General features: G+C 43.3%; 8 protein-coding genes, 1 tRNA gene and 3 rRNA genes. 10 read left to right on the forward strand and 2 right to left on the reverse strand.

Annotated elements, in window-relative coordinates:
* Positions 1–64 precede the first annotated feature (64 nt).
* Complete coding sequence (locus tag L0B53_RS08850) at positions 65–583, reverse strand: RDD family protein (protein WP_235061713.1); 519 nt, start codon at positions 581–583, stop codon at positions 65–67.
* A gap of 231 nt (positions 584–814) precedes the next feature.
* Here L0B53_RS08850 and L0B53_RS08855 point away from each other — a divergent pair.
* Positions 815–899: transfer RNA gene (locus L0B53_RS08855), tRNA-Leu, on the forward strand.
* Positions 900–1,088: 189 nt separating this feature from the next.
* Here L0B53_RS08855 and L0B53_RS08860 read toward each other — a convergent pair.
* Positions 1,089–1,391 (reverse strand): hypothetical protein, encoded by a 303-nt coding sequence (locus tag L0B53_RS08860; RefSeq protein ID WP_235061714.1) that lies wholly within the window; start codon positions 1,389–1,391, stop codon positions 1,089–1,091.
* 538 nt (positions 1,392–1,929) lie between these two features.
* Here L0B53_RS08860 and L0B53_RS08865 point away from each other — a divergent pair.
* The 9 genes from L0B53_RS08865 (at position 1,930) to mraY (ending at position 14,647) form a co-directional block, all read left to right on the forward strand.
* Positions 1,930–3,475, forward strand: a 16S ribosomal RNA gene (locus L0B53_RS08865).
* 347 nt (positions 3,476–3,822) lie between these two features.
* Positions 3,823–6,855 (forward strand): 23S ribosomal RNA (locus tag L0B53_RS08870).
* Positions 6,856–7,018: 163 nt separating this feature from the next.
* Positions 7,019–7,134 (forward strand): 5S ribosomal RNA (gene rrf / locus L0B53_RS08875).
* Together the 16S, 23S and 5S rRNA genes form the textbook arrangement of a ribosomal RNA operon.
* A gap of 567 nt (positions 7,135–7,701) precedes the next feature.
* Positions 7,702–8,655 (forward strand): 16S rRNA (cytosine(1402)-N(4))-methyltransferase RsmH, encoded by a 954-nt coding sequence (gene rsmH / locus L0B53_RS08880; RefSeq protein ID WP_235061715.1) that lies wholly within the window; start codon positions 7,702–7,704, stop codon positions 8,653–8,655.
* Positions 8,652–8,972 (forward strand): cell division protein FtsL, encoded by a 321-nt coding sequence (ftsL, locus tag L0B53_RS08885; protein ID WP_235061716.1) that lies wholly within the window; start codon positions 8,652–8,654, stop codon positions 8,970–8,972. Before rsmH ends, ftsL begins: the two co-directional genes overlap by 4 nt.
* Positions 8,969–10,699 (forward strand): penicillin-binding transpeptidase domain-containing protein, encoded by a 1,731-nt coding sequence (locus L0B53_RS08890; RefSeq protein WP_235061717.1) that lies wholly within the window; start codon positions 8,969–8,971, stop codon positions 10,697–10,699. The genes ftsL and L0B53_RS08890 overlap by 4 nt, the downstream gene beginning before the upstream one ends.
* 8 nt (positions 10,700–10,707) lie before the next feature.
* Positions 10,708–12,195: a UDP-N-acetylmuramoyl-L-alanyl-D-glutamate--2,6-diaminopimelate ligase gene (gene murE, locus L0B53_RS08895; RefSeq protein WP_235061718.1), complete on the forward strand. Its 1,488-nt coding sequence runs from the start codon at positions 10,708–10,710 to the stop codon at positions 12,193–12,195.
* Entirely contained in the window at positions 12,192–13,568 is a 1,377-nt protein-coding gene (murF, locus tag L0B53_RS08900) for a UDP-N-acetylmuramoyl-tripeptide--D-alanyl-D-alanine ligase (protein ID WP_235061719.1), read from the forward strand. Before murE ends, murF begins: the two co-directional genes overlap by 4 nt.
* Positions 13,565–14,647: a phospho-N-acetylmuramoyl-pentapeptide-transferase gene (mraY, locus tag L0B53_RS08905; RefSeq protein ID WP_235061720.1), complete on the forward strand. Its 1,083-nt coding sequence runs from the start codon at positions 13,565–13,567 to the stop codon at positions 14,645–14,647. Before murF ends, mraY begins: the two co-directional genes overlap by 4 nt.
* Position 14,648 lies beyond the last annotated feature (1 nt).

The following is a 14,648-nucleotide window of genomic DNA, read 5'->3' on the forward strand; positions in this document are numbered from 1 at the left end:
CGCCTTATCACTATTTGAACAGTGATAAGGCGGCTTTTTTATTGAGAATGATTTATAGCGTTATTTATTTTACCGAAGGCATTACAATCATTTGCGTTCCAGAGATAAAATCTTGGAATGCATCATTCTTGCCATCAAACGGGACTAATAAATTACCTAAACCAAATGCAGCAGAGGCTAGACGAATAATTCCCTGCATAACGGTAATGGTCGATCCGTCATGTGAGACGACTTTTAATCGCCATGCTCGCATTCCTAATGTTTGTCCACCTTTACACCAAAAATAGAGATAAAAGCCAATATAGATAGCCAGTAGATAAAGCTGATAAAAAATACCCGTTGGAGAGAAGACAATATAGTCTGCAATATCTTGATAACCCGAGATATCAATGACATTAAAGTGAGCTAATCCCGCAATGACACCAACACCTAGACCGCCGGCAAACATTAATATAGCAACGACGACTAATGTGTCATAAATCATTGCTCCAATACGGCGGAAAAATCCGGCATTGAGAGGTTTTTTCTTAACTTCAGTCTCTTTTGGCTGGACTTTTTGTTGATTCTTTCTCGGTTTTCCCATGAGTCACTCTTTATTATTCCCTAAAACAGTATTGAGGGAAGTTTACCAGTTCATGACGAAATAAAGGAGCGAAAGTCACCCCTAAAAGTGTAAGAGTGTTAATCAGGCAGCGGTTTTTGTCAGCTAAAGTCATTGCATTACTTACCTTGAGATTAAAAAAACAACACTTAACAAGTTGAATTAAATAAATAGTTGCACTGATCACGAACATCCGTATAATAAGCCAAATCTGCCCGAGTGGTGAAATTGGTATACACGACGGATTCAAAATCCGTTGCTTTCGAGCGTGACGGTTCAAGTCCGTCCTCGGGCACCAGATAAAACAAAAAAGCCTCAACTGATGTTGGGGCTTTTTTGTATCTAATATATTTAATATTCACTTTTCATATCCATTCTCTTGCTCTTCCGACCTTTGTATTGACTGCAAAAGTTAATAAAACAGAAGTAGTGGTAGAATGACCATCTTTGTTTTTATTTCACATCCCTAAGTTAGAGTTAATGTTTATTATTGACACTGGTAACCATTAGCTGTCGCGTGATAAACATTCTCAACTTTATATGCTCTGACTATTTCTACAGAATCAATCGTCTGATATCTGTTTTTTAGAATATTGATGGCTAAGTTAATCGCCCCATTTCTAGAGTCACCTTTGCTTTCCGTTGAACCTAAAAATAGGCATTGTTCTGTTTGAGTTGCATTAATGGTCATTACGGTGATGCGATTAGGCTCTTTAACTAAATGATGACTACATGCAGATAATAGTAATAAGACGCTAGAGACTAAAAGAGTTCTATTTAAGTTCGACATCGGGTTATTCTGATTGGTATTAAAGTGGATATTTTAAGTTTAGTCGATTAATTTTAAACTTAGAAAAAGAGTTAATCGTTGATAGGATAACGAAAGAAGATATCATAATTGTGGTGTAAGTGTTATTCATGTTGCGATTCATGGGTCGATTGGCTGTTTTTTCTACGTAAACTCAGCTTTGAGTAAGTTATTTAAAATTAAATAAAAAAAAATGACTTTTATAGTTGACTTAAAATCACTGCACTGTATTATCTGCCTCCTCGCTGCACGGCACTGCTGTAACGCGAAGCTCTTTAAAAATTTAAAACTTATGAAATCTGTGTGGGCACTCGTTATCGAGAATCAACAAAAAGATTACTCAATGAACTGAGTGACCAATACAGTGTAAAACATAATTTATTATGAATTATACTGGCACAGTCAATTCACTATCATTCTGTTGGAATGGTAGTAGCTTTAAGATTACATTCTTTATTTATAAAGAATTAGTTTTGAAGTCAGTATTCGTTGAGCCGTTTCGAAAGAAACAACAAAACTTTAATTGAAGAGTTTGATCATGGCTCAGATTGAACGCTGGCGGCAGGCCTAACACATGCAAGTCGAGCGGTAACAGAGAGTAGCTTGCTACTCTGCTGACGAGCGGCGGACGGGTGAGTAATGCTTGGGAAGTTGCCTTAATGAGGGGGATAACTATTGGAAACGATAGCTAATACCGCATAATTCTCTACGGAGCAAAGCAGGGGACCTTCGGGCCTTGCGCATTAAGATACGCCCAAGTGGGATTAGCTAGTTGGTGAGGTAATGGCTCACCAAGGCGACGATCCCTAGCTGGTCTGAGAGGATGATCAGCCACACTGGAACTGAGACACGGTCCAGACTCCTACGGGAGGCAGCAGTGGGGAATATTGCACAATGGGCGAAAGCCTGATGCAGCCATGCCGCGTGTATGAAGAAGGCCTTAGGGTTGTAAAGTACTTTCAGCAGTGAGGAAGGTGGTAAGCTTAATACGCTTGCCACTTGACGTTAGCTGCAGAAGAAGCACCGGCTAACTCCGTGCCAGCAGCCGCGGTAATACGGAGGGTGCGAGCGTTAATCGGAATTACTGGGCGTAAAGCGCATGCAGGCGGCCTATTAAGTCAGATGTGAAAGCCCGGAGCTCAACTCCGGAAGGTCATTTGAAACTGGTAGGCTAGAGTCTTGTAGAGGGGGGTAGAATTTCAGGTGTAGCGGTGAAATGCGTAGAGATCTGAAGGAATACCAGTGGCGAAGGCGGCCCCCTGGACAAAGACTGACGCTCAGATGCGAAAGCGTGGGTAGCAAACGGGATTAGATACCCCGGTAGTCCACGCCGTAAACGATGTCTACTTGAAGGTTGTGGCCTTGAGCCGTGGCTTTCGGAGCTAACGCGTTAAGTAGACCGCCTGGGGAGTACGGTCGCAAGATTAAAACTCAAATGAATTGACGGGGGCCCGCACAAGCGGTGGAGCATGTGGTTTAATTCGATGCAACGCGAAGAACCTTACCTACTCTTGACATCTACAGAAGCCAGCGGAGACGCAGGTGTGCCTTCGGGAACTGTAAGACAGGTGCTGCATGGCTGTCGTCAGCTCGTGTTGTGAAATGTTGGGTTAAGTCCCGCAACGAGCGCAACCCTTATCCTTGTTTGCCAGCACGTAATGGTGGGAACTCCAGGGAGACTGCCGGTGATAAACCGGAGGAAGGTGGGGACGACGTCAAGTCATCATGGCCCTTACGAGTAGGGCTACACACGTGCTACAATGGCGCATACAGAGGGCTGCAAGCTAGCGATAGTGAGCGAATCCCAAAAAGTGCGTCGTAGTCCGGATTGGAGTCTGCAACTCGACTCCATGAAGTCGGAATCGCTAGTAATCGTGGATCAGAATGCCACGGTGAATACGTTCCCGGGCCTTGTACACACCGCCCGTCACACCATGGGAGTGGGCTGCACCAGAAGTAGATAGCTTAACCTTTCGGGGAGGGCGTTTACCACGGTGTGGTTCATGACTGGGGTGAAGTCGTAACAAGGTAGCCCTAGGGGAACCTGGGGCTGGATCACCTCCTTAACGATTTGATATTTCGTGATGAGTACCCACACAGATAACATAAGTTTTAGCTCTTTAACAATTTGGAAAGCTGACTAGTAAACTCGTTAGTGATTTTTTAATCATTATAAGTTGAAAAGTAATAATTGTTTATTCGAAAGAATAAACGAGTTCTCAACACAATACACATTCAAGTGTCTTGTATTCAAATTAACATCATTGATGTTAATTCTATATTGAGTCCGGCAAACGATAATTAACATTACCCTGTTGATTATCAACAATCAAAAACCTTGGTTGCTTTTTGTTTTCACTTTTTAAAAGTGAAGGCAAATTTGTATCATACATAAGACCCTTTCGGGTTGTATGGTTAAGTGACTAAGCGTATACGGTGGATGCCTTGGCAGTCAGAGGCGATGAAGGACGTGCTAACCTGCGAAAAGGGTTGGTGAGCTGGTAAGAAGCGTTATTAACCAACCATGTCCGAATGGGGAAACCCACTTAGCATAAGCTAGGTATCCTATAGTGAATTCATAGCTATAGGAGGCAAACTCGGGGAACTGAAACATCTAAGTACCCGAAGGAAAAGAAATCAATTGAGATTCCGACAGTAGCGGCGAGCGAACTCGGATTAGCCCTTAAGCATAGTTAGAGTTAGGTGAACACGCTGGAAAGCGTGGCGATAGAGGGTGATAGCCCCGTAGCCGAAGAGTCTAATTAAGTGAAATCGAGTAGGACGGGACACGTGGTATCCTGTCTGAACATGGGGGGACCATCCTCCAAGGCTAAATACTCCTGACTGACCGATAGTGAACCAGTACCGTGAGGGAAAGGCGAAAAGAACCCCTGTGAGGGGAGTGAAATAGAACCTGAAACCGTATACGTACAAGCAGTGGGAGCCCTATCACCAAAATGACTTCGTCAACCTTAACCGTTTATAGAATGGTTAAAGGTAATATTGATGACGATATCATCAATAATTTGTTTGAAAGGTCAGATATCGTCATCGATATTTAACCGCCCAATCAAGCAGAGGACATTTTGGGATAGGGTGACTGCGTACCTTTTGTATAATGGGTCAGCGACTTATATTCAGTGGCAAGGTTAACCGTTTAGGGGAGCCGTAGGGAAACCGAGTCTTAACTGGGCGACACAGTCTCTGGATATAGACCCGAAACCGAGTGATCTAGCCATGGGCAGGTTGAAGGTTGAGTAACATCAACTGGAGGACCGAACCGACTAATGTTGAAAAATTAGCGGATGACTTGTGGCTAGGGGTGAAAGGCCAATCAAACTCGGAGATAGCTGGTTCTCCCCGAAAGCTATTTAGGTAGCGCCTCGGACGAATACTACTGGGGGTAGAGCACTGTTAAGGCTAGGGGGTCATCCCGACTTACCAACCCTTTGCAAACTCCGAATACCAGTAAGTAATATCCGGGAGACACACGGCGGGTGCTAACGTCCGTCGTGGAGAGGGAAACAACCCAGACCGTCAGCTAAGGTCCCAAAGTTGTGATTAAGTGGGAAACGATGTGGGAAGGCTCAGACAGCCAGGATGTTGGCTTAGAAGCAGCCATCATTTAAAGAAAGCGTAATAGCTCACTGGTCGAGTCGGCCTGCGCGGAAGATGTAACGGGGCTAAATCACACACCGAAGCTACGGCAATATAGCTTGCTATATTGGGTAGGGGAGCGTTCTGTAAGCGGTTGAAGGTGTATCGAGAGGTATGCTGGACGTATCAGAAGTGCGAATGCTGACATGAGTAACGATAAAGGGGGTGAAAAGCCCCCTCGCCGGAAGACCAAGGGTTCCTGTCCAACGTTAATCGGGGCAGGGTGAGTCGACCCCTAAGATGAGGCTGAGAAGCGTAATCGATGGGAAACGGGTTAATATTCCCGTACTTTTTACGACTGCGATGGGGGGACGGAGAAGGCTAGGTGGGCCTGGTGATGGTTATCCAGGTTCAAGTGCGTAGGCGGAAGGTTTAGGTAAATCCGGACCTTTTTAACGCTGAGACACGATGTCGAGCTACCAAGGTAGTGAAGTCATTGATGCCATGCTTCCAGGAAAAGCCTCTAAGCTTCAGGTCGTAAGAAATCGTACCCCAAACCGACACAGGTGGTCGGGTAGAGAATACCAAGGCGCTTGAGAGAACTCGGGTGAAGGAACTAGGCAAAATGGTACCGTAACTTCGGGAGAAGGTACGCTGCCGGCGGTGATGGGACTTGCTCCCTAAGCTGCTGGCAGTCGCAGATACCAGGTGGCTGCAACTGTTTATTAAAAACACAGCACTGTGCAAAATCGAAAGATGACGTATACGGTGTGACGCCTGCCCGGTGCCGGAAGGTTAATTGATGGGGTTATCTTCGGAGAAGCTCTTGATCGAAGCCCCGGTAAACGGCGGCCGTAACTATAACGGTCCTAAGGTAGCGAAATTCCTTGTCGGGTAAGTTCCGACCTGCACGAATGGCGTAATGATGGCCACGCTGTCTCCACCCGAGACTCAGTGAAATTGAAATCGCAGTGAAGATGCTGTGTACCCGCGGCTAGACGGAAAGACCCCGTGAACCTTTACTACAGCTTGGCACTGAACATTGACCCTACATGTGTAGGATAGGTGGGAGACTTTGAAACCGCGTCGCCAGATGCGGTGGAGTCAACCTTGAAATACCACCCTTGTATGCTTGATGTTCTAACGTTGGTCCCTAATCGGGATTGCGGACAGTGCCTGGTGGGTAGTTTGACTGGGGCGGTCTCCTCCCAAAGAGTAACGGAGGAGCACGAAGGTGGGCTAATCACGGTCGGACATCGTGAGGTTAGTGCAATGGCATAAGCCCGCTTGACTGCGAGAATGACAATTCGAGCAGGTGCGAAAGCAGGTCATAGTGATCCGGTGGTTCTGAATGGAAGGGCCATCGCTCAACGGATAAAAGGTACTCCGGGGATAACAGGCTGATACCGCCCAAGAGTTCATATCGACGGCGGTGTTTGGCACCTCGATGTCGGCTCATCACATCCTGGGGCTGAAGTCGGTCCCAAGGGTATGGCTGTTCGCCATTTAAAGTGGTACGCGAGCTGGGTTTAGAACGTCGTGAGACAGTTCGGTCCCTATCTGCCGTGGGCGTTGGAAGATTGAAGGGGGCTGCTCCTAGTACGAGAGGACCGGAGTGGACGAACCACTGGTGTTCGGGTTGTCATGCCAATGGCATTGCCCGGTAGCTAAGTTCGGAATCGATAACCGCTGAAAGCATCTAAGCGGGAAGCGAGCCCTGAGATGAGTCTTCCCTGGCACTATAAGTGTCCTAAAGGGTTGTTCGAGACTAGAACGTTGATAGGCAGGGTGTGTAAGCGTAGCGATACGTTGAGCTAACCTGTACTAATTGCCCGTGAGGCTTAACCATACAACACCCAAAGGGTTTTGATGGACTCAAAAGAATACGACTCGACGAGTCAAAAGATACTTGAATGAAGTATTGAGAATATTATTACTTAAACAAAAAAGTTAATTATCAGACTTTCCAAATTTCGTTAAACGCGAATATTCGCGGTTAACAACAAAATTTGCTTGGCGACCATAGCATTGTGGACCCACCTGACTCCATTCCGAACTCAGAAGTGAAACACAATCGCGCCGATGGTAGTGTGGGGTCTCCCCATGTGAGAGTAGGTCATCGCCAGGCTTCAAATTCTCTGCTTATGCAGACAGTAAAAAACCCAGCCTTTGGCTGGGTTTTTTGCGTTTTGAATTTGATGGAAAATATAGACAATCTATTTTTGAAGTGATTTATTGCCTTAAAGATGACTTTCATTCGTTTGGTTATCCCTTTCTTACTTGACGTTGCTAAGTTGTTGGCTGCATTCGTTCTTCTACTCGCAACTCCAATTACTTTGGGTCTATACTTCAATCATTCATAATAGATAGAGTAAAGGCAATCTTAAGTCATTTGGTATAGGGTTTACATAAAGCAATTAATTTAGTATTTGTTTACTTTCATCATATAGCGTATCTATAACAAATGAGGCTTTATTCATTTTCTATCTATTTGTAACTTTAATTACTTGAGTTATATCGTTAGGTAGAAACCGTTATTTATAAGATTAAGCATTAAAAAAATAGTGATTACTAACAACAAAGTTGCAGAACAGTTTACCTGTTATGTTAGAATTTAAAGTTATAAAAAACGTAAGATCGTCATGATTGATGATTATCTTAGCTCAATAACCCTTTATTATTAAGAATACTAATTATGTCAGATCAATTTGAGCATATCTCTGTACTACTAAATGAATCAGTTGATGGTTTAGCAATAAAGCCTGATGGTACTTATATCGACTGTACATTTGGTCGTGGTGGTCATTCTCGTTTAATCCTCTCTAAACTTGGTGACAATGGTCGTCTATTCTCTATCGATCGAGATCCACAAGCGATTGAAGAAGCTAATAAGATTGATGACCCACGTTTTACAATTATTCATGGCCCTTTTTCTGGCTTGGCTGATTATATCGTTGAGTATGATCTTATTGGTCGTGTTGATGGTATTTTGATGGATTTAGGTGTTTCATCGCCACAGCTAGACGATGCTTCTCGCGGGTTTAGTTTTATGCGTGATGGCCCATTAGATATGCGAATGGATCCAACAGCGGGAATTTCAGCCGCAGAATGGTTAGCTGAAGCTGATGCCGATGATATTGCTTGGGTTTTAAAAGTTTTTGGTGAAGAACGTTTTGCTAAGCGAATCGCCCGTGCCATTGTTGCTCATCGTGAAGATGAAGAAAAAGAGCCGTTAATTCGTACTCGTCAACTTGCAATGTTAATTGATGCAGTAACGCCTAATCGTGAAAAGAAAAAACATTCAGCAACTCGCAGTTTTCAGGCTATTCGAATCTATATTAACAGTGAATTAGAAGAGATTGAAAAAGCACTAGATGCAACTTTAGAGGCTCTCTGTGTTGATGGTCGTTTATCGGTAATCAGTTTCCACTCTTTAGAAGATCGTTTAGTTAAGCGCTTTATTCGTAAACAGAGTAAAGGACCTGATGTTCCTCCTGGTTTACCATTAACGGAAGCACAAATTAGAGAATTAGGTACCGCAGCATTAGCACCAATAGGGAAAGCATTTAAACCAACAGAGAATGAAGTTGAAGAGAATACTCGTTCTCGTAGTTCAGTCTTACGTGTAGCGAAGAGACTCCAACAGTGAAACTATTTAGCCATAATGAATTAATAATCCAGATTAAACGTGATCTCTTCTATTATCACCGTTCCTCTATTTTATTGCTCGTTGTGGCTATCTCATTAGCTGTCGGCATTGTATATACTACCCAAAACACTCGTGTTTTAATTAGTGAACGAGAGTTTTTGCTTATTGAACGAGACAACTTAGATGTTGAATGGCGTAATCTTATTTTAGAAGAGAGTACGCTTTCTGAACATAGTCGTGTTGAAGATATGGCACGAAAAAAACTGAAAATGGTTCGCCCGAATAAAGAGAGTGAAGTTGTGGTGAAAATGCCATGAAGAAGAAGTCTGTTGCTAATCAACGTAAACCAAAACCACCTTCAACTTTTGTATCATGGCGCTTTAAACTTGCTATTGTTGTAATTGTTGCAGTTTTATTGGCTTTAATTGGTCGTGTTGCTTTTTTACAGGTGATAGAGCCAGGAAAATTATTGCGTGAAGGGGATATGCGCTCTGTACGTGTTAAAGCATTAGAATCTGCGCGTGAAATTATTTACGATCGAAATGGCGAGCAATTAGCAGTTAGTGTCCCTGTACGGGCAGTGATTGCTGATCCTAAAGTGATCTTTCGAGATGGTGGTTTTAATGAGATTGATCGCTGGTATGCATTGGCCGATGTGTTGGGTTTGGAGCGTCAATATCTACTTAAAAGACTCACTGACAATAAAACACGTCGCTTTATCTATTTACAACGTCAAGTTAGTCCTGCAATGGCACAATATGTTCAAAAATTAAAGCTTCCTGGAATTGGATTGAAAGATGAGTCTCGTCGTTTTTATCCAACGGGTGAGGTTTCTGCTCATGTGATCGGGATGACAGGAATTGATGGTCATGGTCTTGAAGGAATTGAACGTAGTTACGATGAGTGGTTGATGGGTGAATCAGGACGTCGAACCGTTCGAAAGGATCGCTTTAATCGTGTGGTGGAAAATATCGCAGTTGAAGAGCGTAAAAAAGGAAAATCGTTAACGTTAAGCATTGATCAGCGTATCCAAGCTGCAGCTTATCGAGCGGTGAAGCAAGCGAAAGCGGATTATCAAGCGACCTCTGCTTCTGCTGTATTAGTTGATATTCATAGTGGTGACGTACTCGCTATGGTTAATGCGCCTTCTTATAATCCAAATAATCGAAGTAATCTTCAAAGTTTTCGAATGAGAAACCGTGCAATCACCGATGTGATGGAGCCGGGATCAACGGTTAAACCCTTTGTGGTATTAGCTGCTTTAGAAGATGGAAGTGCAAAACTCGATACCGTTATTGATACCGGTAATGGCAGGTTAAGAATTGGCGGTAGTCAGGTTCGAGACAGTGCTAAAGCGGGCAAAGCTTCATTAACTAAAATTTTGCAAAAGTCGAGTAATGTTGGAGTGAGTAAACTCTCATTGGGTATGCCGGTTAATGATCTTTTAGGGATGTATAGCAGTGTTGGGCTCTCCGATTATAGTGGTGTGAACTTGATTGGTGAAACACTGGGTGCATTTCCAATTAGAAACCGATGGTCTGACTTTGAACGTGCGACCCTCTCTTTTGGTTATGGTCTTTCTGTTACACCAGTGCAACTCGCTAGAGCTTACGCCACACTAGGAGCAAAAGGGATCAATCGCCCACTTTCTATTTTGAAACATGATGAAGTTCCTGCTGGTAAGCGAGTAATCGCAGAGAAAACAGCAGATGAAGTCTTGCATATGCTTGAAGCGGTAACTCATAAAGGCGGTAGTGCGACAAAAGCGGCAGTGAGTGGCTATCGTGTTGGTGCTAAAACTGGCACATCAAGAAAAGCGATTGCTGGAGGTTATGGTGATGAGTATGTGGCTCTAACCGCAGGAATAGCACCCATTAGTGATCCTCGATTCGCTTTAGTGGTCGTTGTTAATGAACCTCAAGGTGATAAATATTATGGTGGTCAGGTGGCAGCACCGCTCTTTTCTACCATCATGCAGAGCGCATTACAGTTAAAAAATATTGCGCCTGATGCCAATAATGAAAAACTAGAAATTATTAATTAAGAGGCTGTATGAAGCAATCTTATCCATTAAATAAACTTCTCTCTTCGTGGTTCCATATTCCCCACGATACGGCAATTGAAACGATGACTTTAGATAGTCGTGAAGTTTCGTCGGGTGCACTCTTTATTGCAATTAAAGGGCATCAAGTTGATGGTCGTCAGTTTATTAATCGAGCGATTACAGAGGGTGCGGTGGCTGTTTTAAGTGATGCGAATGATGCTTCACAACATGGCGATATTAACTATATTGGTGAGATTCCGATTATCTCTGTCTTTCACCTATCTTCATTACTCTCTGATATTGCCAATAAGTTTTATGATCACCCGTCAACTAAGATGTCAGTGATCGGTGTAACAGGAACCAATGGTAAAACAACCATTACCCAGTTGATTGCACAGTGGCGAGACTTAATTGATGGTCAAGCTGGTGTGATGGGGACAACGGGGAATGGATTTCTATCTGATATGAAAACTGCTGCAAATACCACTGGAAATGCGATTGAAGTACAACAACAATTAGCGTTAATGGAGCAACAGAATGCAACGCTAGTGGCGATGGAAATCTCATCTCATGGTTTGATTCAGCAACGTGTTAGTGCCGTTAACTTTACCGCGGCACTTTTTACCAATTTAAGTCGTGATCATCTTGATTATCATGGTGATATGGAGAGTTATGAAGAAGCGAAAAAACTTCTTTTTACCACTCATCAACCAAATATTTCGATCTTAAATTGTGACGATCCAGTTGCTCGTGGTTGGATTAATCAAATATCGCCAGCCGTATCGGTAGCAACGAGTCGTGACAATATTGATCTAGAGCAACAGTATCTCTACGCCACAGAGATTAAATATAGTCAACAAGGGGTGATGATCTCATTCTCATCTAGTTGGGGAGATGGCTCTTTTTCTGCACCATTGGTTGGTAAGTTTAATGTCAGTAACCTTTTGCTGGCACTTGCAACGCTACTTTCTCTTGGTTTTTCATTATCAACGCTGATCGCGACAGCTTCACAATTAAAAGCAGTGATTGGTCGAATGGAGCTTTTTCAACAAACTGACAAACCGCTTGCCGTAGTTGATTATGCTCACACCCCTGACGCTTTAGAAAAAGCATTAATGGCGTTGCGAGTGCATTGTAAAGGTAAGCTTTGGGCGATTGTTGGTTGTGGTGGTGATCGTGACAGAGGCAAGCGTTCGTTAATGGCAGCCGCAGCGGTTGGGCTGTCAGACTACACTATTTTTACTAATGATAATCCAAGAAATGAAGATCCTTCCCAGATCATTGACGATATGATGGCTGGCGTAGAAAGCAAAGACCAGATTGTTATTGAACAAGATCGTGAGCAGGCATGTCATTATGCACTCTCTCGTGCTGATGTTGATGACATTATCTTGATTGCTGGTAAAGGCCATGAGGATTATCAGATTTTAGCAGATAAAACGATTCACTACTCTGATAGAGAAACGGTAAGTCGTTGGTTAGGAATTACATTGTGATTGAAATATCATTAAATAAAGTCGCTGAAATTGTAGGCGGTGAATTAACAGTCATTGATTCAAATGAGATGATCTCCGAGATCTCGACGGATAGTCGAACCCTTAATGGGGGATCACTTTTTGTTGCTTTGCAAGGTGAAAACTTCGATGGGCATCGTTTTGCTTCTGTCGCAGAAGAAAATGGTGCATCCGCACTCTTAGTTAATCGTCAGCTTGAGCTTTCGATTCCGCAAGTGATCGTTGAAGATACACTATTGGCATTAGGACGTTTAGGGCAGTGGGTAAAAGATCAAACTGCACCGATCACTTTGGCTTTAACGGGAAGCTGTGGCAAAACAACCGTTAAAGAGATGGTTGCCGCGATCCTAAGTCGCAAAGCACAAACATTGGCGACACTGGGTAATTTTAATAATGATATTGGTGTGCCGCTGACCTTATTACGCCTGACGCCTCAGGACCATTTTGCGGTGATTGAGTTAGGGGCTAACCATATTGGTGAGATTGATTATACGGCTAATTTAACCGCACCTTCCGTTGCGCTGATTAATAATTTAGCAGCCGCTCATCTTGAAGGATTTGGCTCTTTAGAAGGCGTTGCCAAAGCGAAAGGTGAAATCTTCAAAGGATTAAACAACGGTGATACTGCAATTTATAATCTTGAGAGCCATAATGTCGATTTTTGGCAGCAAGATTTAGCCGGTAAAAAGGTGATGACTTTCTCTCTTGAGAATAACCAAGCCGATCTATTTGGGTCTGATATCCAGCTAAATTCACAAGGTTGTGCACGCTTTGTATTAAATTCAAAGCAAGGATCACAAGTGATCCAGCTTGTTGTACCGGGGAAGCATAATGTTGCAAATGCTGTGGCGGCGGCGGCAATGAGTCTTGCGGTTGGTGCATCGTTAAAAGATATTGCTCAGGGTTTAGAAGAGATGGCGATGGTTAAAGGCCGTGTTGAAGTGATGCAATTAACGGATACTCTGCGTGTTATTGATGATACTTACAATGCCAGTGTTGCCGCGGTTAAAGCCGCTGCAGACTTGTTAAGTAGCTATAAAGGAAAGAAAGTATTTATCGTTGGCGATATGGCAGAGCTGGGAGATGAAAGCTTAGCAATGCATCAAGAGGTTGCTGATTATATTAAAACGATGAATATAGATAATGTCTTAACTTTTGGCGAATACAGCGAAGTTATTAGTCGAGATAATGGTGGTCTACACTTTACAGATAAATCTAAATTAATCGCGGCAGTGAGCGATTTAATTGAAAATAATAATAAAGATAATCGCAGTGAAATAACTGTGTTGGTTAAAGGAGCAAGAAGTATGAAGATGGAAGAGATCATTACGGCGATTAAGGGGCATATTCAATGATTATTTGGTTAGCTGGACATCTTGAAGGATATTTTCCTTTCTTTCGTCTATTTCACTATCTGACGTTCCGCTCGATCCTTAGTATTTTAACAGCACTGCTGTTTTCTCTCTGGATGGGACCAAGATTAATCGCATATTTACAAAAGATGCAGATTGGTCAGGTTGTACGTAATGAAGGTCCAGAATCCCATTTTAGTAAACGAGGCACGCCAACAATGGGCGGAGTGATGATCTTAGCTTCGATTACATTAACCGTTTTACTCTGGGCTGATTTAAGCAACCCTTATATTTGGGCGGTGTTAACTGTACTCCTTGGCTATGGTGCTATCGGTTTTGTCGATGATTACCGTAAAGTGGTGAGAAAGAATACCGACGGCTTGATTGCGCGCTGGAAGTACTTTTGGCAGTCTGCCATTGCATTAGTGGTCGCTTTTGCACTTTATGCCTATGGTAAAGATACCGCAGCGACGCAACTTGTGGTTCCTTTCTTTAAAGATGTGATGCCACAACTTGGACTGTTTTATATCGTTCTTACCTATTTTGTTATCGTGGGGACCAGTAATGCGGTCAACCTTACCGATGGTTTAGATGGTTTAGCGATTATGCCGACCATTATGGTTGCTGGCGGTTTTGCATTGATAGCATGGGCGACAGGCAACGTTAACTTTGCCGAATACCTCCATATTCCCTACTTACGAGATGCTAGTGAATTGGTGATCTTCTGTACCGCAATTGTCGGTGCAGGGCTTGGTTTCTTGTGGTTTAACACCTATCCAGCTCAAGTCTTTATGGGCGATGTTGGCTCTTTAGCGCTCGGTGGCGCACTGGGTACAATTGCTGTATTGGTTCGTCAAGAGTTGCTATTAGTGATTATGGGCGGTGTGTTTGTGATGGAAACCGTTTCTGTTATTTTGCAGGTTGGCTCTTATAAACTACGTGGCCAACGGATCTTTAGAATGGCACCAATTCATCACCATTATGAATTGAAAGGCTGGCCTGAGCCTCGTGTTATCGTGCGCTTTTGGATTATCTCTCTGATGCTGGTTCTTATTGGTTTAGCAACATTAAAGGTTCGATAGA

The organism is Vibrio sp. SS-MA-C1-2 (genome assembly GCF_021513135.1).
GTDB lineage: Bacteria > Pseudomonadota > Gammaproteobacteria > Enterobacterales > Vibrionaceae.